The 24,811-nt window shown below is 75.0% G+C and carries 20 protein-coding genes and 1 pseudogene; 5 read left to right on the top strand and 16 right to left on the bottom strand.

Annotated features, from left to right (window positions below):
- Positions 1–173: 173 nt before the first annotated feature.
- From H1A17_RS10485 to pepN, 7 genes are all read right to left on the bottom strand, one after another.
- Positions 174–2,531: a ComEC/Rec2 family competence protein gene (locus tag H1A17_RS10485; protein ID WP_194821748.1), complete on the bottom strand. Its 2,358-nt coding sequence runs from the start codon at positions 2,529–2,531 to the stop codon at positions 174–176.
- Positions 2,528–3,376: a helix-hairpin-helix domain-containing protein gene (locus H1A17_RS35540; protein WP_375372805.1), complete on the bottom strand. Its 849-nt coding sequence runs from the start codon at positions 3,374–3,376 to the stop codon at positions 2,528–2,530. Before H1A17_RS35540 ends, H1A17_RS10485 begins: the two co-directional genes overlap by 4 nt.
- A 533-nt stretch (positions 3,377–3,909) precedes the next feature.
- Positions 3,910–4,761, bottom strand: a complete 852-nt coding sequence (locus H1A17_RS10475; RefSeq protein WP_145921298.1) for a DegV family protein — start codon at positions 4,759–4,761, stop codon at positions 3,910–3,912.
- Between the two features lie 94 nt (positions 4,762–4,855).
- Complete coding sequence (locus H1A17_RS10470) at positions 4,856–5,485, bottom strand: histidine phosphatase family protein (RefSeq protein WP_145921299.1); 630 nt, start codon at positions 5,483–5,485, stop codon at positions 4,856–4,858.
- Positions 5,482–5,886, bottom strand: a complete 405-nt coding sequence (gene rsfS / locus H1A17_RS10465; RefSeq protein ID WP_145921300.1) for a ribosome silencing factor — start codon at positions 5,884–5,886, stop codon at positions 5,482–5,484. The genes H1A17_RS10470 and rsfS overlap by 4 nt, the downstream gene beginning before the upstream one ends.
- A 110-nt stretch (positions 5,887–5,996) precedes the next feature.
- Positions 5,997–6,593, bottom strand: a complete 597-nt coding sequence (gene nadD / locus H1A17_RS10460) for a nicotinate-nucleotide adenylyltransferase (RefSeq protein ID WP_088644365.1) — start codon at positions 6,591–6,593, stop codon at positions 5,997–5,999.
- A gap of 57 nt (positions 6,594–6,650) precedes the next feature.
- Entirely contained in the window at positions 6,651–9,167 is a 2,517-nt protein-coding gene (pepN, locus tag H1A17_RS10455) for an aminopeptidase N (protein WP_145921301.1), read from the bottom strand.
- A 66-nt stretch (positions 9,168–9,233) separates the two neighbouring features.
- Between pepN and H1A17_RS10450 the strand changes: the two genes are divergently transcribed.
- Positions 9,234–9,452, top strand: a complete 219-nt coding sequence (locus tag H1A17_RS10450; RefSeq protein ID WP_067312494.1) for a DUF397 domain-containing protein — start codon at positions 9,234–9,236, stop codon at positions 9,450–9,452.
- Between the two features lie 122 nt (positions 9,453–9,574).
- Here H1A17_RS10450 and H1A17_RS10445 read toward each other — a convergent pair whose 3' ends face one another.
- On the bottom strand, positions 9,575–10,063 hold the full coding sequence (locus H1A17_RS10445) for a hypothetical protein (RefSeq protein WP_240762351.1): 489 nt from the start codon (positions 10,061–10,063) through the stop codon (positions 9,575–9,577).
- Positions 10,064–10,170: 107 nt separating this feature from the next.
- On the opposite strand from H1A17_RS10445, the gene H1A17_RS10440 reads away from it, so the two are divergent.
- From H1A17_RS10440 to H1A17_RS10430, 3 genes are all read left to right on the top strand, one after another.
- Positions 10,171–11,418 (top strand): cytochrome P450, encoded by a 1,248-nt coding sequence (locus H1A17_RS10440; protein ID WP_194821747.1) that lies wholly within the window; start codon positions 10,171–10,173, stop codon positions 11,416–11,418.
- Between the two features lie 214 nt (positions 11,419–11,632).
- Positions 11,633–12,736 (top strand): glycosyltransferase family 2 protein, encoded by a 1,104-nt coding sequence (locus H1A17_RS10435; RefSeq protein WP_145921303.1) that lies wholly within the window; start codon positions 11,633–11,635, stop codon positions 12,734–12,736.
- A gap of 187 nt (positions 12,737–12,923) precedes the next feature.
- Positions 12,924–13,406, top strand: coding sequence for a DUF4383 domain-containing protein (locus H1A17_RS10430; protein ID WP_145921304.1), 483 nt, complete (start codon positions 12,924–12,926; stop codon positions 13,404–13,406).
- Positions 13,407–13,418: 12 nt separating this feature from the next.
- Here the strand turns inward: H1A17_RS10430 and H1A17_RS10425 are convergent, their stop codons facing one another.
- The 8 genes from H1A17_RS10425 to H1A17_RS10390 form a co-directional block, all read right to left on the bottom strand.
- Positions 13,419–13,868 (bottom strand): GNAT family N-acetyltransferase, encoded by a 450-nt coding sequence (locus H1A17_RS10425; protein WP_145921305.1) that lies wholly within the window; start codon positions 13,866–13,868, stop codon positions 13,419–13,421.
- A gap of 70 nt (positions 13,869–13,938) precedes the next feature.
- Positions 13,939–15,411, bottom strand: a complete 1,473-nt coding sequence (gene obgE / locus H1A17_RS10420) for a GTPase ObgE (RefSeq protein WP_145921306.1) — start codon at positions 15,409–15,411, stop codon at positions 13,939–13,941.
- 158 nt (positions 15,412–15,569) lie between these two features.
- Positions 15,570–15,821 (bottom strand): 50S ribosomal protein L27, encoded by a 252-nt coding sequence (gene rpmA / locus H1A17_RS10415; RefSeq protein WP_088647594.1) that lies wholly within the window; start codon positions 15,819–15,821, stop codon positions 15,570–15,572.
- A gap of 11 nt (positions 15,822–15,832) precedes the next feature.
- Positions 15,833–16,147: a 50S ribosomal protein L21 gene (gene rplU, locus H1A17_RS10410; RefSeq protein WP_067312477.1), complete on the bottom strand. Its 315-nt coding sequence runs from the start codon at positions 16,145–16,147 to the stop codon at positions 15,833–15,835.
- A 181-nt stretch (positions 16,148–16,328) separates the two neighbouring features.
- Complete coding sequence (locus tag H1A17_RS10405) at positions 16,329–16,823, bottom strand: hypothetical protein (RefSeq protein WP_194821746.1); 495 nt, start codon at positions 16,821–16,823, stop codon at positions 16,329–16,331.
- A 118-nt stretch (positions 16,824–16,941) separates the two neighbouring features.
- Complete coding sequence (locus H1A17_RS10400) at positions 16,942–20,058, bottom strand: Rne/Rng family ribonuclease (RefSeq protein WP_194821745.1); 3,117 nt, start codon at positions 20,056–20,058, stop codon at positions 16,942–16,944.
- Between the two features lie 131 nt (positions 20,059–20,189).
- On the bottom strand, positions 20,190–20,909 hold the full coding sequence (locus H1A17_RS10395; RefSeq protein WP_145922991.1) for a TIGR03936 family radical SAM-associated protein: 720 nt from the start codon (positions 20,907–20,909) through the stop codon (positions 20,190–20,192).
- Between the two features lie 186 nt (positions 20,910–21,095).
- A complete protein-coding gene (locus H1A17_RS10390; protein ID WP_145921309.1) occupies positions 21,096–23,117 on the bottom strand; it encodes a TIGR03960 family B12-binding radical SAM protein in 2,022 nt (673 codons plus the stop codon).
- Between the two features lie 230 nt (positions 23,118–23,347).
- Between H1A17_RS10390 and H1A17_RS10385 the strand changes: the two are divergent.
- Positions 23,348–24,811 (top strand): annotated as a pseudogene (locus tag H1A17_RS10385) (hypothetical protein); the annotation flags it as partial.

The following is a 24,811-nucleotide window of genomic DNA, read 5'->3' as shown; positions in this document are numbered from 1 at the left end:
CACCCCGCACTCAGCGCAAATATAGACATTTACCTCGATTGCCACCCAATGCACGCAATATCCCTTCTAGTCCGGATTTCCTCTCACCTCTCCCCCACCGTGAGCCGGGACGGCGGACCGCGCCGGCCCACCGGGTCATCAGGCCGCCGGTCCACCGGCACAGGTCAACCGGGTCACCGGCGGCCCGGCGGCAGTCCCCGGCCGACCACCGCGAGCCGGCCGGAACGGACCACCACCGCCACGTCCCCGTCGGTGTCGGTCCGCAGCACCCGCACACCGGACCGGGCGAGCCGGTCGAGGATCACCGGGCTCGGATGCCCGTAGTCGTTGTCGACCCCCACCGGCACCAGCGCCACCGCCGGCCGGACCGCGTCGAGGAAGGCCGGGTCCTGGTACGCGCTGCCGTGGTGGGCCACCTTGAGCACCTCGGCCCGCAACGCGTGCGGCGGCACCCGGTCCAGCAGGGCCCGCTGCTCCTCGGTCTCCGCGTCCCCCGGCAGCACGACGCGTACGCCGGCCACCGTGGCCCGTAGCACCAGGGAGTTGTTGTTCGGGTCGGACCGGGTGCCCCGCAGCGGGTAGGGCGGCCCGAGCGCGACCACCTCCACCCCTGGCGACCGGTACGACCAGCCGGCCGCCGGCACCATCAGGCGCGCCGGCCCGACGGCGGCCGTCACCAGATCCCGTCCCGCCACCGGCTCGGCCAGGGTCGGGGTGAGCACCATGGCCACCCGCCGGCCCCGGGCCACCCCGGCCACGCCACCGACATGGTCGGCGTGGAAGTGGCTCACCACCAGCAGGGAGACCTCGCGTACCCCGAGCCGCCGCAGGCAACCGTCCACCGCCGACGGCTCCGGACCGGCGTCCACCACCACCGCCCGGCCGGCCGCCACCGGCAGCACGACGGCGTCCCCCTGCCCGACCGCGCACGCCACCACCACCCAACCGTCCGGCGGCCACCCGCTCGCCACCAGCCGGACCGGCAGGGTGCCCAGCACCACCGCCGCCGCGCCGACCGCCACCAGTCGACGCACCAGCGGCCGGCGGACGGCCAGCAGCAGCCCCAGGGTCAACCCGGCCAGCAGCAACGCGCCCGGCAGCCCGCCCGGCCAGGGCAGGGTGCCGGCAGGCAGCCGGGCCCCCACGCGGGCCACGGTGACCAGCCACCAGGCCGGCCAACTCGCCAGCCAGGCGGCGAACTCCGCCCCGGCCGGCCACCCCGGCGAGACGACCGCCGCCGTCACCCCCAGCACCGTGGCCGGGGCGATCGCCGGCACCACGAGCAGGTTGGCCGGCACCGCCACCAGGCTCACCGTGCCGGAGATGCCGGCCACCACCGGCCCGCAGGCGAGTTGGGCCGCCGCCGGGACGGCGAGCGCCTCCGCCAACCCCGCCGGCACGCCCCGACGCCGCAGCCCGTCGCGCCAGCCGGGGGCGAGCAGCAGCAGCCCGCCGGTGGCCAGGACGGACAGCGCGAAACCGGCGTCCCCGGCCAGTTCCGGATCGACAAGGACCAGCACGGTCACCGCCGCAGCCAACGCCGGCAGCGTGGCCCGGGGCCGCCCGACCGCCAACGCGGCCAGCCCGATCGCCCCCATGGTGGCCGCCCGCACCACGCTGGGCGAGGGGCGGACCAGGACGACGAAGCCGATCAGGGCGAGCCCGCAGAGGACCGCCGCCAGCCGGGGACCGGCCCGGGCCCAGCGGGCCAGCAGCAGCACCGCGCCGACCACGATCGCCACGTTCGACCCGGACACCGCGTTGAGATGGGTCATCCCGGTGGCCCGGAAGTCCTCCTCCACGCTGGCCGGCAACCGGCTGGTGTCCCCGACGACCAGGCCGGGCAGCAGGCCACCCTGCTCGGGCGGGAGCGGCGCGCAGGCCCGGTGCAGGCCGGCCCGCAGGGTGCCGGCGGCACGCTGGAGCCACGGTGGTGGCCCGTCCCGGACCGGTGGACCGGACACGGTCAGCACGGCGGCGGTGAGGTCGCCGCCCCGGGGCGCGGCGAGCCTGCCCTGTGCGGTCAGCCGCTGCCCCGGCAGCAGGCCCCGCCAGGCCGGGTCGGTGGCGAGCACGAGCAGGCGTACCGGGACCCGGAGGCGGTGGCCCTGCGGGTCGGTGAGGACGCTCGACTGCGCGGTGACGAGCAGGGTCGCCGGCCGGCCGGGTGCCCCGCGTACCGGACGGGGATCGTCGCGGAGCACCAGGTCGACGGTGACCCGGGCCCGGTCGTCGACCAACAGGCGCAGTGGTGCGGCGTCCCGCACGTGCAGCCGGGCCGCGGTGGCGGTGCCGCCGCAGACCACGCCGAGCAGCACGGCGACGGGTATCCAGCCGTACCGGCGGGCCGGGGCGGCCGGGGTGCCCAGCAGCGCGAGCAGGTGCGCGGCGAGCAGGGCGGCGAGGACGGCGGCGCCCACGGCGAGCAGGACCGCCGTGCGGGTGGTGAGGTGCAGGCAGGCCAGCGCCGCCAACCAGGCCGCCACCGCCAGCCCGGCCAGCCGCAGGTCGGGCGTCCGGTCGGCGGTCACACCGTCACCAGGTCCTTGAGCTGTTCGTACCGGGCGTCGCCGATGCCGTCGACCTGGCGCAGGTCGCCCACGCTGCGGAAGCCGCCGTGCTGGTCACGGTGGGTGAGGATGCGTTGGGCGAGCACCGGGCCGACCCCGGGCAACGCGTCGAGCTGGGCCAACGTGGCGGTGTTGAGGTTGACCCGGCCACCCGGCGCCGCCCCGCCGGGTGCCGCCGCCGGCCCGGCCGGGGCCGCACCGGGACCGGCCGCGCCGGGTGGGGCGGTGACACCGACCAGGATCAGCTCCCCGTCGGCCACCTTCCGGGCCGGGTTGAGCAGTGCCACGTCGGTGCCGGGCAGTGCCCCGCCGGCCGCCTCGACCGCGTCGGCGACCCGCGCGCCGGCCGGCACCCGGACGAGACCGGGGCGGCGGACCCGGCCGGCCACCGCCACCACCAGTTCGCCGGTCGGCGCGACGGCCGGACCGGACGCGGGCCCGCCGGAGGACTCCGGCCCGGCCACCGTCGCCGCCGGGCGCACCGGTTCCGGCTGTGGGCGGGACCGCCAGGCCCAGAATCCCGCGCCGAGCACCACGGCCACCGCCACGGCCGCCAGCGCCCGGACGCCGCGCCGGCCGGGGTCGAAGACACCGGGACCGGGCAGCGGGGCGGCCGGTGCCGGGTCGTCACCGTCGGCGGGATACCGGCGGTCGAGGTCGCCGGGGCGGAACGCAGCCGGATCGTCCCCCTCCCGACGACGGGGACCGACGTCGGGAAAGCCGTCGCCGTGACGACGTGGACCGACGTCGCGAGGGACGTCGCCGGGGCGACGGGGACCGACGTCGGGATGGTCGTCGTCATACAGCCGGGGACCACGCGGGGCACCGTCGAGGTAGTCGCCGAGGTCGAGGGAACCGGCGTCGCGGGGGCCGTCGGCGGCGGCCGGCCCGGGGCGGCGGCCGGCCGGCACGCCACCCGCACCCGTCTCCGGCGGTATGCGGGAGGCCCCCGGCCCGTACGGGCGGGGTGGCGGCTCCGGCGGGCCTGCCGTCGGTGCCACCGCCGACACCCCGGCGGTCAGCCGGTACAGCCGTCCCCGCACCCTGGTTTCCTCGTCCTCCGACACGGCGCGAGGTTAGGCCGGAGGAGAGCACCCGTTCAGCCCGGCGGTGGTCGGCTGTGGACGACGACGGCGGCTGTGGACAACTGCCTGATCATGGCCGGATCTGCTATGCGGAGAGCGGCGTCGCCGCCCTGGGCCTCGCCGAGCCAGCCGGTCAGCACGCCGAGGATGTCCAACGGGCACCGGCGGCCGACCCCGTACGGACGGGCCGGTGGGGGCCGGCGGCCGGTCCGTACCGACGGCCAGCCGGACCGGTTCAGGCCAGCCGGACCGGTTCAGGCCGGCCGGCGGTGGACCACGACGCCGGCCAGGCCCGGCCCGGCGTGGGCGGCGACCACCGCGCCGGCCTCAGAGACGTACGTGTCGTGCAGGCGGTCGCCGAGCCGGGTGGTGAGCGCCTCGACGAGGTGCTCGGCACGGTGCGGGGCGGCGAGGTGGTGCACCCCGAGGTCCACCTCGGCGTCGGCGGCGGCCTCGACCGCCAGGTCGATCAGGCGGGCCACCCCCCGGCTGGCGGTACGCACCTTGTCGCGTACCACGATCGCGCCGTCCGGCATGTGCATGATCGGTTTGACCGACAGGGCGGTGCCGAGCAGCGCCTCCGCCGCGTTGATCCGGCCACCCCGGCGCAGGAACTCCAGCGTGTCGACGTAGAAGAAGATGGTGGTCCGCTCGACGGCGGCCAGCGCCGCCGCGCGTACCCCGGGCAGGTCGACGCCCGCCTCGGCGGCGGTGGCGGCGGCCAGCGCCGGGAAGCCCAGCCCCATGCCGGTGGACCGGCTGTCGACCACCTCGACGCGGTCGCCGACCTCGGCGGCGGCGAGCCGGGCCGCGTCGACCGTGCCGGACAGGTCGGCCGACAGGTGCACCGACAGCACGCCGTCCGCGCCGTCGGCCAGCAGCCGCCGGTACGTGGCGGCGAACTGCGCCGGGGACGGCCGGGACGTGCTCACCGAGACCCGCCGGCCGCCGAGGGCCCGGGTGGCGTCGGCGGGGAGGGTCTCCACCCCCTCCAGCCCCTCCGCGCCGTTGAGCACGACGGTCAGCGGCACCACGGTCAACCGGTGCGCCCGCACCGGCCCGGGTGGAAGGTAGGCGGTGGAGTCGGTGACGACCGCGACGGACATGCCCGGCACGCTAGCCGATGCCGGAACCACCCGCCCCGACCGGCCGGCAGGACGTCGCGGACCGGCCGGCCCGGGACGCTGCGGACCGGCCGGTTCAGGCCGGGTCGGCCGGTGGCGGCGGGGCGATCGGGCCGACGTTGTGCGCCCGCAGGTGCCAGCCCCGCAGGTCGTTGCGGCGTAGCTCGGTCCAGTGGCAGTTGGCCAGTGAGCCGACGCTGCGCAGCACGGCATGGTCCCAGCCGAGCAACTGGCCGACGCCCTGCCGGGCCGCGCCGCCGTGGGTGGCGACCACGACGGTGCCCCCGGCGGCCAGCTCGGCGGCGGCCAGCAACGCCTCACCGACCCGTTTGCCGAGGTCGTCGAGGGGTTCGATGCCCGCTCCCGGGTCCGGGTCGCCGGCCCGCCAGCGGGCGTACTCGGTGGGGAACCGGGCGGCGGCGTCGGTGAGGGCGAGGCCCTGCCACTGGCCGAAGTGCCGTTCCCGTAGCCGGGCGTCGGGGCGTGCCGACTGGCCGGTGAGCCGGGTGAGCGCGGCGGCGGTGTCGGCGGCGCGACGCAGGTCGGAGGCGACGACGACGTCCGGGCGCAGCGCCGCGAGCAGCGGGGCGGCGGCGTCGGCCTGCTCCCGGCCGAGGTCGTTGAGGGGTACGTCGGTCTGCCCCTGCACCCGACCGGTGGCGTTCCAGTCGGTGTTGCCGTGCCGCCAGATGATCAGGCGGGTCATTCGGCGGCGGCACCCGCGGCGTCGGCCTCGACCAGGTCGCGGTCGACGAACGGGAGCTGGGGGCAGTCCTTCCAGAGCCGGTCGAGGGCGTAGAACTCGCGCTCCTCGGTGTGCTGGACGTGGACCACGATGTCGACGTAGTCGAGCAGCACCCAGCGGCCACCCCTCTCACCCTCGCGGCGAACCGGCTTGGCCTTCTCGGGCAGGTCCAGCAGGCGCTCCTCGACGGCGTCGACGATGGCCATCACCTGACGCTCGTTGGGTGCCGAGGCCACCAGGAACGCGTCGGTGATGGCGAGCTGGTCACCCACGTCGATGATGACGATGTCCTGCGCCTTCTTGTCGGCCGCGGCCTGGGCCGCGGCCATCGCCAGCTCGTGAGCGCGTTCGGAAACTGTCACCGTTCTCCTTCGATCAACCGTGCGACCCGTCAAGCGTCTCACACCCGGCGCGGAGACGACTTGTCAGTTCTGGCCGCTTACCGGGACGAAGTGGGAGTTACCGGGCGCGATCACCGCTGGTAGAGCCGCCGTTTCGCGATGTACTGCACCACACCGTCGGGCACCAGGTACCAGACCGGTTCCCCCCGGCCGACCCGCTCCCGGCAGTTGGTCGAGGAGATCGCCATCGCGGGCACCTGCACCAGGCTGACGGTGTCGGCGGGCAGGTGCTTGTCGGTCAGCTCGAACCCGGGCCGGGTCACCCCGATGAAGTGGGCCAGCGCGAAGATCTCGTCCAGATCCTTCCAGGACAGGATCCGCTCCAGCGCGTCGGCACCGGTGATGAAGTGCAGTTGCGCCTTCGGGCCGTACTCGTGGTGCAGGTCCCGCAGGGTGTCGACGGTGTAGGTGGGGCCGCCGCGGTCGATGTCGACCCGGCTGACCTGGAACCGGGGGTTGGAGGCGGTGGCGATCACCGTCATCAGGTAGCGGTCCTCGGCCGGGCTGACCGGGGTGTCCGCCTTCTGCCACGGTTGACCCGTCGGCACGAAGACCACCTCGTCCAGGCCGAACCGGTCCGCCACCTCGCTGGCCGCCACCAGGTGACCGTGATGGATCGGGTCGAAGGTGCCGCCCATGATGCCGATCCGTCGGATGTCGTCCTCCACCCCATGATCGTAGGCCGCTGTGCGCCGGGCCCGCCGGGGCCCGGCGCACAGCGGGCGTCACGCGGCGGCAGCGGCGACCGCCGTCCGGGCGACCAGGGCCCGGCGCAGGTCGTCGGCGGCGTCGACGACGCTGCGGCGCAGCCCCGGGGTGAGGTCGTCCCGGGTGAGCAGGGTCGCGGCCGAATCCAGCGTGGGCTGCGCCACGGCGTAGCGGGGGAAGGCCAGCCGGGCGACCCGTTCGGCCACCCACGGGGTACGCCGCCGCGCCGCCGCCGGCATCTCGGTGAAGTACCGGTCGACGTACGTGCCGGTCAGCTCGGCCTGTTCCGGCTGCCAGAACCCCTCGGCCGCCGCCTCGACGAGCCGGTTGGAACGGGTGGTGTCCCGGGTGACGATCTCCCAGGCGGCCTCCTTCGCGGCCACCTCCGGCAGGGCCGCCCGGCACCGGGCCGCCCGTTCCGCGCCGGTGGCGCTGCGGTCGGTCGCCGCCTCGGCCGCGATCTCGGTCTCGCCGGCCGCGCCCAGCACCACCAGCCGGCGCAGCAGCGCCCAGCGCAGCTCGGCGTCGACGGCCAGCCCGTCGGGCACGCCCCGGCCGGCGAGCCAACCGGCGAGCAGGTCGGCGTCGGCGGTGGCGGAGAGCAGCCCCCGCGCGGCGGCCAGTTGCAGCGACCCGCCGGCCGGGGCGGTGGCGAGCAGCGCGGCGCAGGCGTCGGCCGTCCGCAGCAGCGCGGCGTCCCGGGCGAGCGGGTCGAGGTAGCGGTCGACCAGGTTGCGGCTGCGGGCGAGCACGCTCTCGGCGACGGCCACCTCGGTCTCGGTGGGCAGGGCCGCCGTCAGCAGCGCCACCACCGCCGACACCGGCCGCTCGCCGTCGGTGGCGGCGTCCAGCGACTCCTCCCAGAGCAGGGCGCGGGCCAGCGGATCGGTGAGCGTGGGCAGCACCGAGCCGACCGCGTCCACCGACGCCGGATCGAGCCGGATCTTGGCGAAGGTGAGGTCACCGTCGTTGGGCAGGAGCAGCCCGGCGGACCGGCCGGTCAGCGCGGGAAGCGCGGTGCGCCCACCGTCGGCGGCCGGGTCGAGATCGACCTCGACCCGTTCCACCGCGCCGTCGGGGGCGTACCGGCCGACGGCGATCCGGTGCGGGCGCAGCACCGGGTACTCCTGCGGCGCGGTCTGCACCACCGCCACCGAGGACCACCGGCCGTCGGCGTCCACCGAGGTCTCCGTCCGCAGCGTGTTGACCTGCGGTTGACGCAGCCAGCGGGCGGCCCAGTCGGTGAGGTCCCGCCCGCTGGCGGCGCTGAGGCTGGCGAGCAGGTCGGCCAGGGTGGCGTTGCCGAACCGGTGGGCGGCGAAGTGCTGGTTGAGCCCGGCCAGGAAGGCGTCGTCACCGAGCCAGGCGACGAGCTGGCGGAGCACGCTGGCGCCCTTGGCGTACGAGATGCCGTCGAAGTTGAGCAGGGCCTGGGCGGCGTCGGCGACCTCCTGCGGGGCGACCGGATGGGTGGACGGGCGCTGGTCGGCGGCGTACCCCCAGGCCTTGCGGCGGATCGCGAACGTCGTCCAGGCCCGGTCGAACCGGGTCGCCTCGGCGGTGACCCGGGTGCCCAGGTACTCGGCGAAGGACTCGTTCAACCACAGGTCGTCCCACCAGCGCATGGTGACCAGGTCGCCGAACCACATGTGGGCCATCTCGTGGGCGATGGTGGTGGCCCGCTGCTCCCGTTCGCTGTCGGTGACCGCCGAACGGAAGACGTCGTCGTCGCGGATGGTTACCAGGCCCGGGTTCTCCATCGCGCCGGCGTTGAACTCCGGCACGAACGCCTGGTCGTACTTGACGAACGGGTAGGGCTCGGCGAAGAGCTGGTGGAACCGGTCCAGGCACTGCTTGGTGACGGTGAGGATCTCGTCGAGGTCGGCGTCGAGGTGCGCGGCCAACGACTGCCGGCAGTAGACGCCCAGCGGAATGTCACCGTGGCTGTCCCGCCGTACGTGCCAGGGGCCGGCGATCAGCGTGACGAAGTAGCTGGCCAGTGGCGCGGTGGGGGCGAACTCCCAGCGGCCCGGGGCCGGGTTGGCGGCGAGCGGGCCGTTGCCGGCGACCGTCCACTGTGGCGGCGCGGTCACCGTGAGGGTCACCGGCGCCTTGAGGTCGGGCTGGTCGAAGGCGGCGAAGATGCGCGGCGCCTCGTCCAGGAAGGACATCGCGTAGAGGTACGTCGCGCCGTCGGCCGGGTCGACGAAGCGGTGCATCCCCTCACCGGTGTTGGTGTAGGCCATCTCGGCGGTGACCGTGAGGGTGTTCTCCGCCGCCAGCCCGGTGAGCGGGAACCGGCCGTCGGCGAGGGCCGCCGGGTCGAGCTCCCGGTCGTTGAGCCGGACCGCCTCCAGCATCGCGGGCTTGACCTCGACGAACGTCTCGGCGTCGGGGGTGGCGGCGCGGAACCGGATGGTGGTCGTCGAGCGGAACCGCTCGTCGCCAACGGTGAGATCGAGGTCCACCTGATAGGACTCGACATCGATCAGTGCGCGACGCGCGGTCGCCTCTACACGGGTCAGGCTCGGCATCCGCTTATCCTGCCCGACGGGGAGCCGGCCGGGCTCCCCGATACGCGCGGCAATGGAGGATCAACAATGGGTCAGCACCCCAAGGGCGACTTCGACCTGTCCCGGGCGGTCTGGCAGCGAGCCGAGGGCGACACCTCCGACAGCGCGGTCGAGGTGGCCTTCGTGGACGACCTGATCGGGATGCGCAACTCGGCCGAGCCGGACGGCCCGGTACTGGTGTTCACCCAGGCCGAGTGGGACGCCTTCGTCGCCGGCGCCCAGGACGGTGAGTTCGACCTGGACTGACGGCCGGGCGGCGGCCCCCGGGCGGTAGGCGGCGACCCGCCCCGCGCCCGGGGGCACCGGCTGATCGGGCGACCGCCGCGCCGACCCGATCCGGGCCGGCGCGGCGGTGCCCGCTCGGCCGCTCACCCGTCCCCCTCGCCCCAGCCCAGCCCGCCCGGCCCGGGGGCGTGGTGGAATCCGGGGTGGCCGGCGACGTCGGCGCAGCGGTCGCCGTCCGGGCCGACGGCGGAACAGAACAGCCGCTCCGCGTCCCGCCAGGCATCGGCCGGGGACAGCGCGACCGAGGCCAGCACCAGCTCCGGACGCAGCAGGCCCAGCGCCTCCGCGTACGCCACCGCCAGTTCCCGGGCGTGTTCCGGCCCGTCGGCGGTGAACCCGAGGTGCACGGTGAAGCGTCGGGACGGACGGCGTGGCCGGGCGAGCAGCGGCTGCCCCGGCGGGTGGCCCCCGCCGGGCCGGCCGAGCGCGTCGACCACCTGTCGCTGACGCCAGTACGGCGGCGTGTTCTCCCGCATCCGGTCCTCCCCGTCGTCGACGCCCCACGGCCGCCCGTGGTGGCCCGGTGTCGAGCCAACCAGGTTCGCGGCGGCCCGGGAGGGGCCAGCGGGCACCCGGTCACCGTCCGGCGGCGCGGCGGGATTCAGGGCCCCAAACCCGGGTAGACCACCCACGGCCGACCAGCCGGGTCCGCCCACCGTCACCGCGTCAGGAGAGCCCGATGGCCACCACACCGGCCGACCGTAGCCCGGAGAGCACGCTGGCGTTCTTCCGCGAGGGCTACCGGTTCATCAGCAACCGGTGTGAGCGCTACGACACGGACATCTTCACCGCCCGGCTGCTGCTGGAACCGACGATCTTCCTGCGCGGGCGGGCCGCGGCGGAACTGTTCTACGACACGGAGCGGTTCCGGCGCGCCGGTGCGGCGCCCAAGCGGGGCCAGCGGACGCTGACCGGGCAGGGTGGGGTGCAGGGGTTGGACGGGGCGGCCCACGCCGACCGCAAGGCCATGTTCATGTCGATCATGACGCCCTCGGCGGTCGAGCGGATCGGCCGGCTCTTCGCCGACCAGTGGCGCATCCGGCTGGCGGCCTGGGGCGACGCCGGCCCGGTGGTGCTCCGCGACGAGATCGGTCCGATGCTGCTGCGGGCCGTCTGCTCCTGGGCGGGCGTACCGCTGCCGGAGAGCGAGGTCGGCCGGCGTAACGCCCAGATGCAGGCCATGATCGACGGACCGGCCGCGCTCGGACCCCGGCACTGGCGCGGGCTGCGCGGCCGCCTGCGGGCCGAACGCTGGATCGCCGACCTGGTGGAGCGGGTACGGGTCGGCACCGTGGACGCGCCCGAGGGCAGCGCGCTCGCGGTGATCGCCGAGCACCGCGACGCCGAGGGGCGGCTGCTCCCCCGCCGGGTCGCCGCCGTGGAACTGATCAACGTGCTGCGGCCCACCGTGGCCGTCGACCGGTACGTCCTGTTCGCCGCCCTGGCCCTGCACGACCATCCGGACTGGCGGGAACGGGTGCGCACCGGCGACGAGCCGACCGAGTGGTTCGTCCAGGAGGTCCGCCGCTACTACCCGTTCTTCCCGGTCGCCTTCGCCCGGGTGCGACACCCGTTCGAGTGGCAGGGGCACCACTTCCCGAAGGACCGCCGGGTGCTGCTCGACCTGTACGGCACCAACCACCACCCGGGGCTCTGGTCCGAGCCGGAGCGGTTCCGCCCGGAGCGGTTCGCCGGCTGGCGGGACGACCCGTACGGTTTCGTGCCGCAGGGCGGGGGCAGCCACCTGGCCGGCCACCGCTGCGCCGGGGAGTGGATCACCATCGAGCTGATGAAGCAGGCGGTCGGCCTGCTGACCGGGGCGATGGACTACCGGCTGCCGCCGCAGGACCTGGCCCTGGACCTGTCCCAGGTGCCGACCCTGCCGCCCAGCGGACTGGTGCTCACCGACGTCCGCCACAGCAGCTGACCCGTTTCAGGCCGCCGGGCGGGGACTCCGGCACGGGTCGGGTGCGGGGGCCGGACGCCGCGCGGTTTGTCCGGCCGGGGGCGGGGGATGTTCGGGCACCACCGTCACCGGGAGGACCCGTGCCCGACACCATCCACCGCCGCGCCGGCACCGGCCGGGAGGCCGCCACCACCGTCCGCCGCAGGCCGGCCGCCCGGCGTCGCGGGGCACGCCGGTGAGCGCCCCCGCCGGGTCCGCGCGACCGGCCCCGGCCGGGTTCCGCCCGGCCGCCGCGGCGGGCGGCCCGCCGCACCCGCCCCGGCTTCCCGTCGAGTACGTCCTGCCGCTGTGCCGGACCGACGACGACGGCCTGGACGAGCTGACCGGCTACCTGCGCACGCTGTGCCGGCTGGTCGACGTGACAGTGGTCGACGGTTCGCCGCCGCCGGTGTTCGCCCGGCACGCCGCCCGCTGGCGTGGCCTGCTGCGGCACCTGCCGCCCGACCCGGCGGTGCACGGGCTCAACGGCAAGGTGCGCGGGGTGCTGACCGGGGTGGCGGCGGCCCGGCACGAACACGTGGTGATCGCCGACGACGACGTCCGGTACGCCGGGGCGGAACTGCGGGTGGTGCACCGGTTGCTGGACACCGTCGACCTGGTCCGCCCGCAGAACTACTTCGACCCGCTGCCCTGGCACGCCTGGTGGGACACCGGCCGGACCCTGCTCAACCGGGCGTTCGGCGTCGACTGGCCGGGCACCCTGGCGGTGCGGCGCAGCACCTTCCGGGCGATGGGCGGCTACGACCCGGACGTGCTCTTCGAGAACCTGGAACTGGTCCGTACGGTGCGCGCGTACGGCGGCACCGAGGCGAGCCCCGCCTGGCTCTACGTACGCCGGCTGCCGCCGTCCACCGCGCATTTCCGGGGCCAGCGGGTCCGCCAGGCGTACGACGATCTGGCCCGACCGGCGCGGCTGCTGGTGGCGCTGGCGGTGCTGCCGGGGGTGGTGGCCGCGTCGGTGGCCCGCCGGCCGGGGCTGCTGGCCGTCGGGGCGGCCGGTGCGGTGGCGCTGGCGGAGGTCGGCCGGCGGCGGGCCGGCGGCACGGCGGTGTTCCCGGCGAGCACCGCCCTGGCCGCGCCGCTCTGGCTGCTCGAACGCGGGCTGTGCGGGTGGCTCGCGGTGGCCCGTCGGGTGGGTCGGGGCGGGGTGCGCTACGCCGGTCGGCGGGTGCGCCGCCCGGCCCACTCGGTGCGGACGCTGCGGCACCGGATGGCCCCGGTCGAGCCGGGCGAGCTGACCCGGTGGGTGCGGGCCGACCCGGCCTCCCGGGGCCGCTGACCGGACGGTCCACGGCCCGGACGCTTGTCGCGGCCGGTTGCGGGGAGGCGCCGGTCCGCCCGGTCGGGCACCTGGCGGCCGGAGTCCCTGCACAATTCGCGTTTTCCCCGCCGGACGTCGCCGGTCGGCCCAGAATGTGAGGATCGTCCGACTGTGCCGTGCAGTTGGCCCCGTGGAGGTGACAGCGATGGCCCACGCCGTACGACGATCCGCCCCGGCCGCCCCGAAGCCCCGGGTCCAGACGGTCGCCGCCGTCGTCGCGGCGGTCTTCCTGCTGCTCGGGGTCCTCGGCTTCGTCCCCGGCGTCACCACCGGCTACGACGAGTTGGCCTTCGCCGGTCACCACTCCGGGGCGAAGCTGCTCGGGGTGTTCCAGGTGTCCGTCCTGCACAACCTGCTGCACCTGCTGTTCGGGGTGGTCGGCCTGGTGCTGGCCCGCCGGCTCGGCGGCGCCCGGCTCTACCTCACCGTCGGCGGGGCGCTCTACCTGGCGCTCTGGCTGTACGGCTTCGCCGTCTCCCGGGACGCCCCGGCCAACATCGTCCCGTTCAACGGCGCGGACAGCTGGCTGCACCTGGGGCTCGGCCTCGGCATGCTCGCCGTCGGCCTGCTGCTGTCCAACGACGCCGGCACCGGCGGCCGGCTGGACGTCCCCGTCGACCGGGACTGACCCGCCACCCGGTCAGGCCGCCACCGGCAGCCGCTTGGCGAAACACACGCTGTACGGGTTGTGGACGTACTCGCCGTAGACCGGGATCGGCTGGTAGCCGCAGGAGGTGTAGAGGCCGATCGCGGCCGGCAGGTAACTGCCCGTCTCCAGGCAGAGCACCGAGTGGCCGCGTTGGAACGCCAACTCCTCCAGCGCGCTGAGCAACTGCCGGGCGATCCCCCGCCCCCGGTACGCCGGCCGGACGTACATCCGCTTCAGCTCGCCGGTCTCGGCGTCGAGGGACTGTAGGCCGCCGCAGGCCACCACCCGGCCGCCGTCGACCACGACCAGGTAGCGGATGCCGTCGTGCACCACGGTGGCCTGCCCGTCCAGCCCGCCGTCGGCCTCGCGCAGCTCCCGCTGCTGGGCGGCGACCAGCGCGTCGACCTCCGGGTCGGTGGCGGGACGGGACTCGATCAGCATCATCCCACGGTAGGACGGGTCCGTTTCACGAAGGTTTCCAGGAAACGACCCGGACCCGACCGGTACCGGGCTATTCCTCGTACCCGTCGCTGTCCTCGTCGTCGTCCGCCGGCTCCGGGGCCGGGTCCAGCTCGTCCTCCGGGCGCTGCCGGCGGGCCTTGCGGGCGGCCAGCCGCTCGGCCGCCGCAGGACGCGACGACTTCTCCTCCAGCCGGACGTCGGTGCCCCGGTTGCCGGGGACGAAGTCGACGCCCGCGTACAGGGTCGGCTGCCAGTCGAACTCCCGCTCACCGATGCGGACCAGGTCACCGGGGTTGGCGCCGGCCTTGGCCAGCTTCTCCTCCACGCCCAGCCGGGCCAACCGGTCGGCGAGGAAGCCGACCGCCTCGTCGTTGTCGAAGTTCGTCTGCCGGACCCACCGTTCGGGTCGCACGCCCCGGACCGTGAACGAGCCGTCGGCCTGCGCCTCGATGGTGAAGCCGGCGTCGTCGACGGCCTTGGGACGGATCACGACCCGGGTCGGCTCGGCCGGCGGGGCGGCCCGGCGGGCCTGGTCCACCAGCTCCGCCATGGCGTACGTCAGCTCCCTGAGCCCCTCCCGGGTGGCCGCCGAGACGTCGAACACCCGGAAACCCCGCGCTTCGAGGTCGGGGCGGACGATGTCGGCGAGGTCCTGCCCGTCCGGCACGTCGACCTTGTTGAGCGCCACCAGCCGGGGCCGGTCGGCCAGCCCGCCGTACTCGGCCAGCTCCGCCTCGATGGTGTCGATGTCGGCCAGCGGGTCCCGCCCCGGCTCCAGGGTCGCCGTGTCGACCACGTGCACCAGCACGGCGCACCGCTCGACGTGGCGGAGGAACTCCAGGCCCAGCCCCTTGCCGGTGGCCGCGCCCGGGATCAGGCCCGGGACGTCGGCGACGGTGAAGGTGTGGTTGTCCACCCGGACCACGCCCAGGTTGGGCACCAGGGTGGTGAACGGGTAGTCGGCGATCTTCGGCTTGGCGGCGGAGATCACCGAGATCAGCGACGACTTGCCCGCCGACGGGAAGCCCACCAGGCCGACGTCGGCGACGCTCTTGAGTTCCAGCACCACGTCGAGCCGGTCACCGGGCTCGCCCAGTTCGGCGAAGCCGGGTGCCTTGCGCCGGGCGTTGGCCAGCGAGGCGTTGCCCCGGCCGCCGCGCCCGCCCCGGGCCGCCTCGAAGGTGGTGCCCGCGCCGACCAGGTCGGCCAGCACGGTGCCGTCGAGGGTCTGCACGACGGTGCCGTTGGGCACCTTGATCAGCAGGTCGTGGCCGTTGGCGCCGTCCCGGTTCGACCCCGCGCCGCCCTTGCCGTTCTCGGCCTTGAGGTGCGGGCGGAAATGGAAGTCGAGCAGGGTGGTCACCTGTGGGTCGACCACCAGCGACACGCTGCCGCCGTGCCCGCCGTTGCCCCCGTCCGGGCCGCCGAAGGGCTTGAACTTCTCCCGGTGGATGGAGACACAGCCGTGCCCGCCGTCGCCGGCCTGCATGTGCAGGACGACCCGGTCAACGAACGTCGTCACGACGCCAATCCTTCCAGCGGGGTCGGCCCCCGCACCTGAGAAGAGCACCCGCGGGGCCCGCCCGGCCGGGGACGGACACCCGCCGGCGGGAGCATCCCGCACCTGAAACGGCGAAGCGGGCCGGGACCCCCAGGTCCGCGGCCCGCTTCGCCTTCGTGTTACTGCGGCACGATGCTGACGGTCTTGCGACCCCGCTTGGTGCCGAACAGGACCGAGCCGGCGGCCAGCGCGAAGAGCGTGTCGTCGCCACCACGGCCGACCAGGTCACCGGGGTGGAACTTGGTGCCGCGCTGCCGGATGAGGATCTCACCCGCGCTGACCACCTGACCACCGAAGCGCTTCACGCCGAGTCGCTGGGCCGCGGAGTCACGACCGTTACGCGAGCTGGACGCACCCTTTTTGTGAGCCATTGTCCGACGACCTACTTCCCGCTGGAGATGCCGGTCACCTTGACCTGGGTCAGCGGCTGGCGGTGACCCTGGCGCTTGTGGTAGCCGGTCTTGTTCTTGAACTTGTGGATCCGGATCTTCGGGCCCTTGGTGTGTGCGGCGATCTCGCCGGACACCGCGACCTTGGCAAGCTTCGCCGCGTCGGTCACCAGGTCGTCACCGTCGACGAGGAGCACCGCGGTGAGCTTCACCGCGTCACCGGGGGCACCGGTGAGCTTCTCGACCTCGATCACGTCGCCCTCGGCGACCTTGTACTGCTTGCCGCCGGTCTTGACGATCGCGTACATCGGAGGCGGACTCCCTGTCGTTGAGGCTGCTGGCGGTCGTTCCCATGGCAACTCGCCGGGTAGCTGTGACACCGGCAGCGCGGGCACGCGGGAACTCGGCACACCAAAGTGCGCCGCAGGAAAGAGTACGCCATCACCCGCCCGCCCCCCAAACCGGCCCCCCGGCCGGCCGGGTCCGCCGTCAACGGGCGCAGAGCTGGTCCAGCCGCTGCTGGAGCCGGTCCAGCTCGGTCTCGTCGATCGAGTCGACGTCGGTGCCGAGCCGGCCGATCTCGGTGGCCAGATCGGTGAGCAGGGTCTTCAACTGCGGATCGGTGGCCCGGCCGGACTGCTGCCGCAGCACCGTCCGCCAGGTGGTCAGCGCCGTCTCCGCCCGCTTGCGGGCGGCGTCCGCCGCCGCGCTGTCGTTCGCGCCGACCGCCGCGATCATCTTGCCCAGTTCCTCGACGTAGGTGCGCACCGCCGTGGTCGACGCCGCCTCGGCGTCGGCACACACCTGCGGCCCGTTGCCGCCGGCCGGGGAACCGCTCACCGCCGCCGACGGGACCACGGAGGCGGGGGTGGCGGCACCGGACGGCCGGCCGGAGGCCGTCGGCGCGTCGGCCCGGTCACCGGAACAGCCGACGCCGGCCAGTAGGACGGTGGTCACCACGATGGCGGCGGGCAGGCGGCGCATGTTCTTCTCCTAGCCGGGGGGTGACCGATGGTATCGCCGCACCCCGGCACGGCAGGACCCCTCCCACCGGCGGTACGCCGGGGAAGGGGTCCACTGCCGTCGGGTGCGGCTCAGCCGGTCACGGCCGGGTACGGCGACGGGCACCGCCCCGGCGGGAGCGCCGCCGGCCCGCGCCGGCCTCCCCGTCGTCGTCGCCGTCGGGGTCACCGAGCGCGTCCGGGTCGTCCGCCCCGGCGAGCCGGGCCGACTCGCCGGTCTGGGCGTCGGCCGCAGCCGGGGCGGCCGGGGTCTGCGTCTCGTACCGGGACAGGTCGTAGCCCATGGTGTCGTGGTAGCCGTTGTCGGCCGCCGGGGCGGCGACCTCGACCTCGGGGGCCTCGGTGGTCTCCACCACGGCCCGCTCCGTCGTCGCCGCCTTGCGGGCGCGCCGCCGCGCGGAGGGGGTGGTGGCGGTGGCCGGCGGCTCGGCCGCCGGGGTGGTCACCGCCGAGGCGACCGCCTTGACCCGTTCGCCCGCGCCGCCACCGGTACGCGGCTTCTCCGGCACCGGCTCGGTGTGGATCACCAGGCCCCGGCCCTTGCAGCACTCGCAGGGCTCGCTGAACGCCTCCAGCAGACCGGCGCCGATCCGCTTACGGGTCATCTGCACCAGGCCGAGCGAGGTGATCTCGGTCACCTGGTGCTTGGTCCGGTCCCGGCCCAGGCACTCGGTGAGCCGGCGCAGCACCAGCTCCCGGTTGGACTCCAGCACCATGTCGATGAAGTCGATCACCACGATGCCGCCGATGTCGCGCAGCCGCAGCTGGCGGACGATCTCCTCGGCCGCCTCCAGGTTGTTGCGGGTGACCGTCTCCTCCAGGTTGCCCCCGGAGCCGGTGTACTTGCCGGTGTTGACGTCGATGACGGTCATCGCCTCGGTGCGGTCGATCACCAGCGAGCCGCCGGAGGGCAGGAAGACCTTGCGGTCCAGCCCCTTGATGATCTGCTCGTCGATCCGGTACTCGGCGAACACGTCGGCGGTGCCGACGTACCGGCGCACCCGGTCGACCAGGTCCGGCGAGACGTGCGACAGGTACGACTCGACCATGCCGTACGACTGCTCGCCCTCGATGACCAGCTCACGGAAGTCCTCGTTGAACAGGTCCCGGACCACCCGGATGACCAGGTCGGGCTCCTCGTAGAGCAGCACCGGGGCGCCACCGGCGGTCGCCTTGGCCTGGATGTCCTCCCACTGGGCCTGCAACCGCTTGACGTCCCGGGCCAGCTCGTCCTCGCTGGCCCCCTCGGCGGCGGTCCGCACGATCACGCCCGCGCCGTCGGGGACCAGCTTCTTGAGCACGTCCCGCAGCCGCTTGCGCTCGGTGTCGGGCAGCTTGCGGCTGATCCCGGAGGCGTTGCCGTTGGGCACGTAGACCAGGTGCCGGCCGGAGAGCGCGACGTGGCTGGTCAGCCGGGCGCCCTTGTGCCCGATCGGGTCCTTGGTGACCTGGACCAGCACCGAGTCGCCGGAGCGCAGCGCCTGCTCGATCGAGCGGGAGCGCCCCTCCAGGCCGGTGCTGTCCCAGTTGACCTCACCGGCGTACAGGACGGCGTTACGACCCCGCCCGACGTCGACGAAGGCCGCCTCCATGCTGGGCAGGACGTTCTGCACCTTGCCCAGGTAGACGTTGCCGGCCATGGTGCCCGACGAGTTGCGGGTGACGTAGTGCTCGACCAGGACGCCGTCCTCCAGGACGGCGATCTGGGTACGGTCGCCCCGCTGGCGGACCGCCATCACCCGGTCGACCGCCTCCCGGCGGGCCAGGAACTCCGACTCGCTCAGGATCGGCGGACGGGTCCGGCGCTGCTCCCGGCCGTCCCGGCGACGCTGGCGCTTGGCCTCCAGCCGGGTCGAACCGGAGACGCCCTGCACCTCGTCGACGGCCTTGCGGGGCTCCCGGATCTTGACCACCGTGGGCACGCCGTCGTCGGCTCCGCCCTCGACGTCCCCGGCGCCCCGACGCCGACGCCGCCGACGACGACGGGTCAGCCCGTCCCCGTCGCCCTCGTCCTCGGCGTCGTCGCCCTCACCCTCGGTCTCGGCCTGGGCCGGTTCCTCGGTCTCGTCCTCGTCGGTCTCGTCCGCGCCGCCCTTGCCCCGGCCCCGGCCCCGGCGACCCCGGCGGCGACGGCGACGCGCGGCGGCCGACTCGTCGTCGTCCTCCTCGTCGCTCTCGTCCTCGCCGGCCTCCCCGACCTCGCCGGCCGGCTCCTCCTCGACGACCTCCACGGCCTCCACCGGCTCGGCCTCGCGGCGGCCACGGCGACGCCGCCGCCCGGTCTCGACCGGTTCCTCGACGGGCTCCTCGGCGACCGGGCCGGGCTCGACCACCCGGAAGGTGGGCGGCTCCTCCGGCTGTGGGGCCATGAACAGGACCGTCGGCGCGGCGATCGCGGCCCGCCGCCGACGGGTACGCGGCTGCGGCTCGGCCGGCTCCACCGGCTCGTCTACGGCCGGCACGGCGACGCCGGGCGACACCTCCCCGGTCCGGTTGCCGGCGGCCGGCGGCGTCGACACGGCGGCCGGCCGGTCGGCAGCGGGCTCCTCCGCCACGGGCTCCCCGGCAACGGGCTTCACGGCCTCGTCGGCGACGGTCGGCTCGGTCGGCGCAGCCGCCTCCACGGCGGGCTCCTCCTCCTCGGGAGTAGCCACCTGAGCTGCGGGAGTCTCACCCACGGTCGCCACCTCGGCGGCCGGCGGCGACGCCGGAGACTCGGCGGGCGGCTCGGTCGCCGCCGGGGCGACGGCCTTCTTCCGCCGGGTCCGGGTCACCTTCACCGGCGGGACGAGTTCCGCGCTGCCCTCCTCGACCCCGTCGACGACCACCGGCTCCTCGGCGGCCTTGGCCGGGGTGGCCTTGCGACGGCGGCGGGTGGTCTTCGGCGCGGAGTCCAGCTCACCGGCGACCGGGACGATCACCTCCGCCTGCTGTGACTCGTCGGTGGCCGACGGGGCGGTGCCGGACGCCTCGGCGGGCGCTCCCCCGGTCAGCTCCGGCTGGCTCAGCGGCGCGGCCCGCCGCCGGGTGGCCCGCCGCCGGGTCGGTGCCGCCGTGCCGTCCGTGGACGCCGCCTCCTGCGGTGGCGTGCCGTCGGTGGCGGCGGTTCCCGCGCCGGTGCCGATGGTGCTGTCGGCGGTGTCGCCGGCCGGCTGGGAACCGGTCCGTTCGCCGCCCTCGGGCTCGTTCTCGAGCATGGACGTTCTCCAGTTCTGGCGGCCCCGGGCGCGGGTGAGCGCTGCCACGCAGGATCGCCGCAAAAGTGTTTCCGCCGGGCGCGCGACGTGCGCGACCGCCGAAGTCTGCCTGCCAGAACGCCGACCGACGGTCAGCGTTCTCCGATGGCTGCCCCGTCGCGGTCCGCGTCCAACGGATCCACGATCGCGCCCTGCGCGGTCAACATGCCCTGCGCCAGCCGGATCACCCTCGGGGAGACCGGCGGCTCCAGGGCGGCCACCACGCGGAGGCCGGAAAGGACGTCATCGGGTCGTACGGACGGGGTGACCTGCCGTACGACCAGTTCGAGTATCGCACATGACGGCTCCGCTGCCCCGGAAGGCGTCTGCACCGGGGGCAGCACATCGATACGGTTCACTGCGTTCCGCGCGTCGAACGTCCGCCGGCCCTGCTTCGTCATCCGCTCGACCTGCACCTCGTCGGCGGCCACGAAGGCGGAAACCGCCCGTTGCGCCACCGCGTGGTCGACCCCGGGCAGCTCGATGCGCCAGTACGAGGCCTCGATCCGCTCCGCCAGGCTCCCCCCGGTCGCGACCACCACGTCCAGCACGTCGAGGCCGGGCGAGAGCGCCGCGTCGAGGGCGACCCGCAGCTGCTCCGGGTCCACCGCCGTCTGGAGGCCGACCTCCAGGTACTCCGCCTCGCTGGCCACACCGGTGGGGGCGGCGCTAGCGTAGGAGATCTTCGGGTGCGGGGTGAAGCCCTGGGAGAAGGCCACCGGCACCGCGGCCCGGCGCAGGGCGCGCTCGAAGGCACGGGCGAAGTCCCGGTGGGAGGTGAACCGCAACGGCCCGCGCTTGGCGTACCGGATGCGGACACGCTGGACGACCGGCGCCTGCCCGCCCTCCGGCTGTGGTTTCCTGCTGATCGTCGTACTCCTCGGTCTGGTCACCGGCCGCCGTCCCCCGTGGCGCGGGCTGCCGGTGACGATAGCCTCACGCCCGCCGCAACGGGACGGGTGGCCCGCCGTGGCGCGCCGACCCCGTCCCGTCGGTGGTCACTGCTGGGCGCCGGTGGGCACCTTCAACGCGGTCACCGGGGTGAGCGGCAGCAGCTTGCGGCCGGTGGGCCCGATCTGGATCTCGGTGTCCATCGACGGGCAGACGCCGCAGTCGAAGCACGGGGTCCACCGGCAGTCGTCCTGCTCGTACTCGCCCAGCGAGTCCTGCCAGTCCTGCCAGAGCCAGTCCTTGTCCAGGCCCGAGTCGAGGTGGTCCCAGGGGAGCACCTCCAGCTCGTCGCGCTGGCGGGTGGTGTACCAGTCCAGGTCGACGCCGAACGTCGGCAGCACCTCGGCGGCGGCGTCCACCCAGCGCTGGTAAGAGAAGTGCTCGCTCCAGCCGTCGAACCGGCCGCCGTTGCGCCACACCTCGTGGATCACCGCGCCGACCCGGCGGTCGCCCCGGCTGAGCAGGCCCTCGATCAGCGACGGCTCACCGTCGTGGTAGCGGAAGCCGATCGCCCGGCCCAGCGAGCGGTCGCTGTTGATCGCCTGCTTGAGCAGCTTGAGCCGGCCGTCGATGACCTCCGGCCGCTCCATCGACGCCCACTGGAACGGGGTGTGCGGCTTGGGCACGAACCCGCCGATCGAGACGGTGCAGCGGATGTCCTTGGAGCCGGTCGCCGCCCGCCCGGCCCGGATCACCTCGTGCGCCATGTCGGCAATCTCCAGGACGTCGGCGTCGGTCTCGGTGGGCAGGCCGCACATGAAGTACAGCTTCACCTGCCGCCAGCCGTTGGTGTACGCGGTGACCACCGTACGGATCAGGTCGTCCTTCGACACCATCTTGTTGATGACCTTGCGGATCCGCTCCGACCCGCCCTCCGGGGCGAAGGTCAGCCCGGTGCGCCGGCCGTTGCGGGACAGCTCCTGCGCCAGGTCGATGTTGAACGCGTCCACCCGGGTCGACGGCAGCGACAGCGACACGTTGGTGCCGGCGTACTGCTCGGCGAGGCCGGAGCACATGTCGCCGATCTCGGAGTGGTCGGCCGACGACAGCGACAGCAGGCCCACCTCGTGGAAGCCGGAGAACTCCAGCCCCTGCTGCACCATCTGCCCCACGGTGGTGATCGACCGCTCCCGCACCGGCCGGGTGATCATGCCGGCCTGGCAGAACCGGCAGCCCCGGGTGCACCCCCGGAAGATCTCCACCGCGTACCGCTCGTGCACCGTCTCGGCCAGCGGCACCAGCGGCTTCTTCGGGTACGGCCAGGCGTCCAGGTCCATCGTCGTGCGCTTGTGCACCCGGAACGGCACGTCCGGACGGTTCGGCACCACCCGCTGGATCCGGCCGTCGGGCAGGTAGTCCACGTCGTAGAAGCGCGGCACGTAGACGCTCTCGGTCCGGGCCAGCCGCAGCAGCAGCTCGTCCCGGCCACCCGGGGAGCCCTCCGCCTTCCACTCCCGGACGATCGTGGTGATCTCCAGGACCGCCTCCTCGCCGTCGCCGAGCACGGCGGCGTCGATGAAGTCGGCGATCGGCTCCGGGTTGAACGCGGCGTGCCCGCCGGCCACGATCACCGGGTCGGCATCGGTCCGGTCGGCCGCCAGCATCGGGATGCCGGCCAGGTCGATCGCGGTGAGCAGGTTGGTGTAGCCCAGCTCGGTGGAGAACGAGACCCCGAACACGTCGAACCGGCGCACCGAGCGGTGCGCGTCGACGGTGAACTGCGGCACGCCGTGCTCGCGCATCAGCCGCTCCAGGTCCGGCCAGACCGCGTACGTCCGCTCGGCCAGCACGTCGGGCAGCTCGTTGAGCACCTCGTACAGGATCTGCACGCCCTGGTTGGGCAGGCCCACCTCGTACGCGTCGGGGTACATCAGCGCCCACCGTACGGTCGCCGCGTCCCAGTCCTTGACCACCGCGCCCAGCTCGCCACCCACGTACTGGATGGGCTTGGTCACCTGGGGCAGCAGCGCCTCCAGCCGGGGCCACACCGACAACGTGGAGTCGTGGTGCGGCGACGCGTCGTCGGTCGGGGCCGCGGCGGGGCGCGGGGTCGTGGACGGAGCACTCATGGAGCCCAAGGGTACGCGTCCACCGGCGGACGGCTCGCCGCACCGCCGACCAGCCCGCTCCCGTCGCCCGCCCTTCCGCCCGTCCCACCGTCGCCGGTCGGCCGGGTGGCGGGGTGGCGGGGACCGCACCGGCGGGCCCCGGGCCGGCTGTGCGAGGCTTCCCGGTCGGCGGGGGGGCCGAGGGGCGGCCGATTGGTCGAGGTGGCAGCCCGGTACTAACCTCGCAACCGGTGCGAGAGGAGATTGCCGCGATGCCGGAGCCGCAGCCGGGAGTAGACCGGCCGGCCGACGGGGACGTCCCCGTCCCGGGTCGGCAGCAGGGTCCGGTGGTCGCCACCGGTCCGGCCGACCTCCCCGTACCGCCGCCCGACGGCCCCACCGACCCGGCGACGCCGGCCGGGGAGCCCGCTCCGGTTCCACCGGCCGCCCCCGCCCCGCCGGCCGGTGACGCCACCGCCCCCGCAGGGCCCGTCGACGTCCCCGCCGCGCCGGAAACCCCGGCCGACCAGGACGCCCCGGCCACGCAGGACGACCCGGTCACGCCGAGCGGCCCGACCGGACAGGACGACGCGACCGCCCCGAGCGACCCCACCGCGCAGGACGACCCGACGACGCGGGACGACCCCACCACACAGGACGACGCGACAGCGCAGAGCGACCCGGCCGGGCGGGGCGGGCCGGACGAGCAGGGCGGGCCGGCGGAGCCGCCGCAGCCCGCCGAACCGACCGCGCGGGCCGAGCAAGGCGACCCGGACGCACCGGCGGAGCCGCCCCAGCCCTCCCGGGCCGAGCAACCCGACCCGCCGGCACCCGGCAGCCCCACGGCATGGTCCGGCCTGCCGGAGCCGGGCAGCACTCCGGAGCCGACCGACCCCGGGGACCAGACCAGCCCGGCGGCCCAGACCAGCCCGGCGGCCCAGGTCAGCCCGGCAGGCCAGGTCAGCGCGGCCTGGCCCGTTCCACCGGTCGCATCCGACGGTCCGGTGGAGCCGGCGGGTCCGGCGCGGGGGGTCGTACCCGGTCCGGTCACCCCGGCCCGGGGGTCGGCCGCCGTTCCGGGCCGGATCACCCCGCCCGGCGCACCGCACCGGCCCGACGCCACCCGGATGGAGCACCCGGGCGGGCAGCCCCCCGACCCCACGCGGATCGAGCGGCACCCCGACGACACCCCGGTGACGCAGCGGCCCGACGCCACCCGGGTGGAGCACCCGGGCGGGCAGCGTCCCGACCCGACGCTGGAGGAGCCGGCGGTACCCCGGTGGAGCGGTTCCGCCGCCGTGCCCGCACCGCCGCCGCGTCGGCCCGGGTGGGGCGAGTCGGTCGAGTTCGTCCCGCTTCCGCCACCCCCGCCACCCCCGCCGGAGCTGCCCGAACACCGCACCCCGGTCGACCCGTGGGCGGGTGCCGACACCGGTGGCTGGGACGTGCACCATCCGGAGCTGGCGCCGCTGCCGTACGCCCCGCCACCACCGACCCGTCCCTACCCGGCGGCCGGCGACCAGCCGCCATCCGCCGCGGCGGCGGCCCCGCCCCACCAGCACACCCCCACCCCGCCCCACCAGCACACCCCCACCCCGCCGCAGCAGCACACGCCGACCCCGCCACGCCAGCACAGCCCGGCGGCGTCGTACCCGTCGGCGGCACCGGCCGGCCCGGCCACGCCCTCGCCGACCCGGCCGTACCCGGTCGCGCCG

Source organism: Micromonospora sp. S-DT3-3-22, from assembly GCF_015354745.1.
Taxonomy (GTDB): domain Bacteria; phylum Actinomycetota; class Actinomycetes; order Mycobacteriales; family Micromonosporaceae; genus Micromonospora; species Micromonospora wenchangensis.
Note: the sequence above shows the minus strand (reverse complement) of the source record. Positions and strands in the feature narration are given on the sequence as shown.

Coding starts and splice junctions, on each gene's coding strand:
- pepN (WP_145921301.1), bottom strand. CDS start 9,167: ATGCCGAGCCTGACCCGTGTAGAGGCGACCGCGCGTCGCGCACTGATC.
- rplU (WP_067312477.1), bottom strand. CDS start 16,147: ATGTACGCGATCGTCAAGACCGGCGGCAAGCAGTACAAGGTCGCCGAG.
- H1A17_RS10390 (WP_145921309.1), bottom strand. CDS start 23,117: ATGAGTGCTCCGTCCACGACCCCGCGCCCCGCCGCGGCCCCGACCGAC.
- H1A17_RS10425 (WP_145921305.1), bottom strand. CDS start 13,868: ATGCTGATCGAGTCCCGTCCCGCCACCGACCCGGAGGTCGACGCGCTG.
- H1A17_RS10440 (WP_194821747.1), top strand. CDS start 10,171: ATGGCCACCACACCGGCCGACCGTAGCCCGGAGAGCACGCTGGCGTTC.
- H1A17_RS10470 (WP_145921299.1), bottom strand. CDS start 5,485: ATGACCCGCCTGATCATCTGGCGGCACGGCAACACCGACTGGAACGCC.
- H1A17_RS10450 (WP_067312494.1), top strand. CDS start 9,234: ATGGGTCAGCACCCCAAGGGCGACTTCGACCTGTCCCGGGCGGTCTGG.
- H1A17_RS10430 (WP_145921304.1), top strand. CDS start 12,924: ATGGCCCACGCCGTACGACGATCCGCCCCGGCCGCCCCGAAGCCCCGG.
- H1A17_RS10400 (WP_194821745.1), bottom strand. CDS start 20,058: ATGCTCGAGAACGAGCCCGAGGGCGGCGAACGGACCGGTTCCCAGCCG.
- rpmA (WP_088647594.1), bottom strand. CDS start 15,821: ATGGCTCACAAAAAGGGTGCGTCCAGCTCGCGTAACGGTCGTGACTCC.
- H1A17_RS10475 (WP_145921298.1), bottom strand. CDS start 4,761: ATGTCCGTCGCGGTCGTCACCGACTCCACCGCCTACCTTCCACCCGGG.
- H1A17_RS10405 (WP_194821746.1), bottom strand. CDS start 16,823: ATGCGCCGCCTGCCCGCCGCCATCGTGGTGACCACCGTCCTACTGGCC.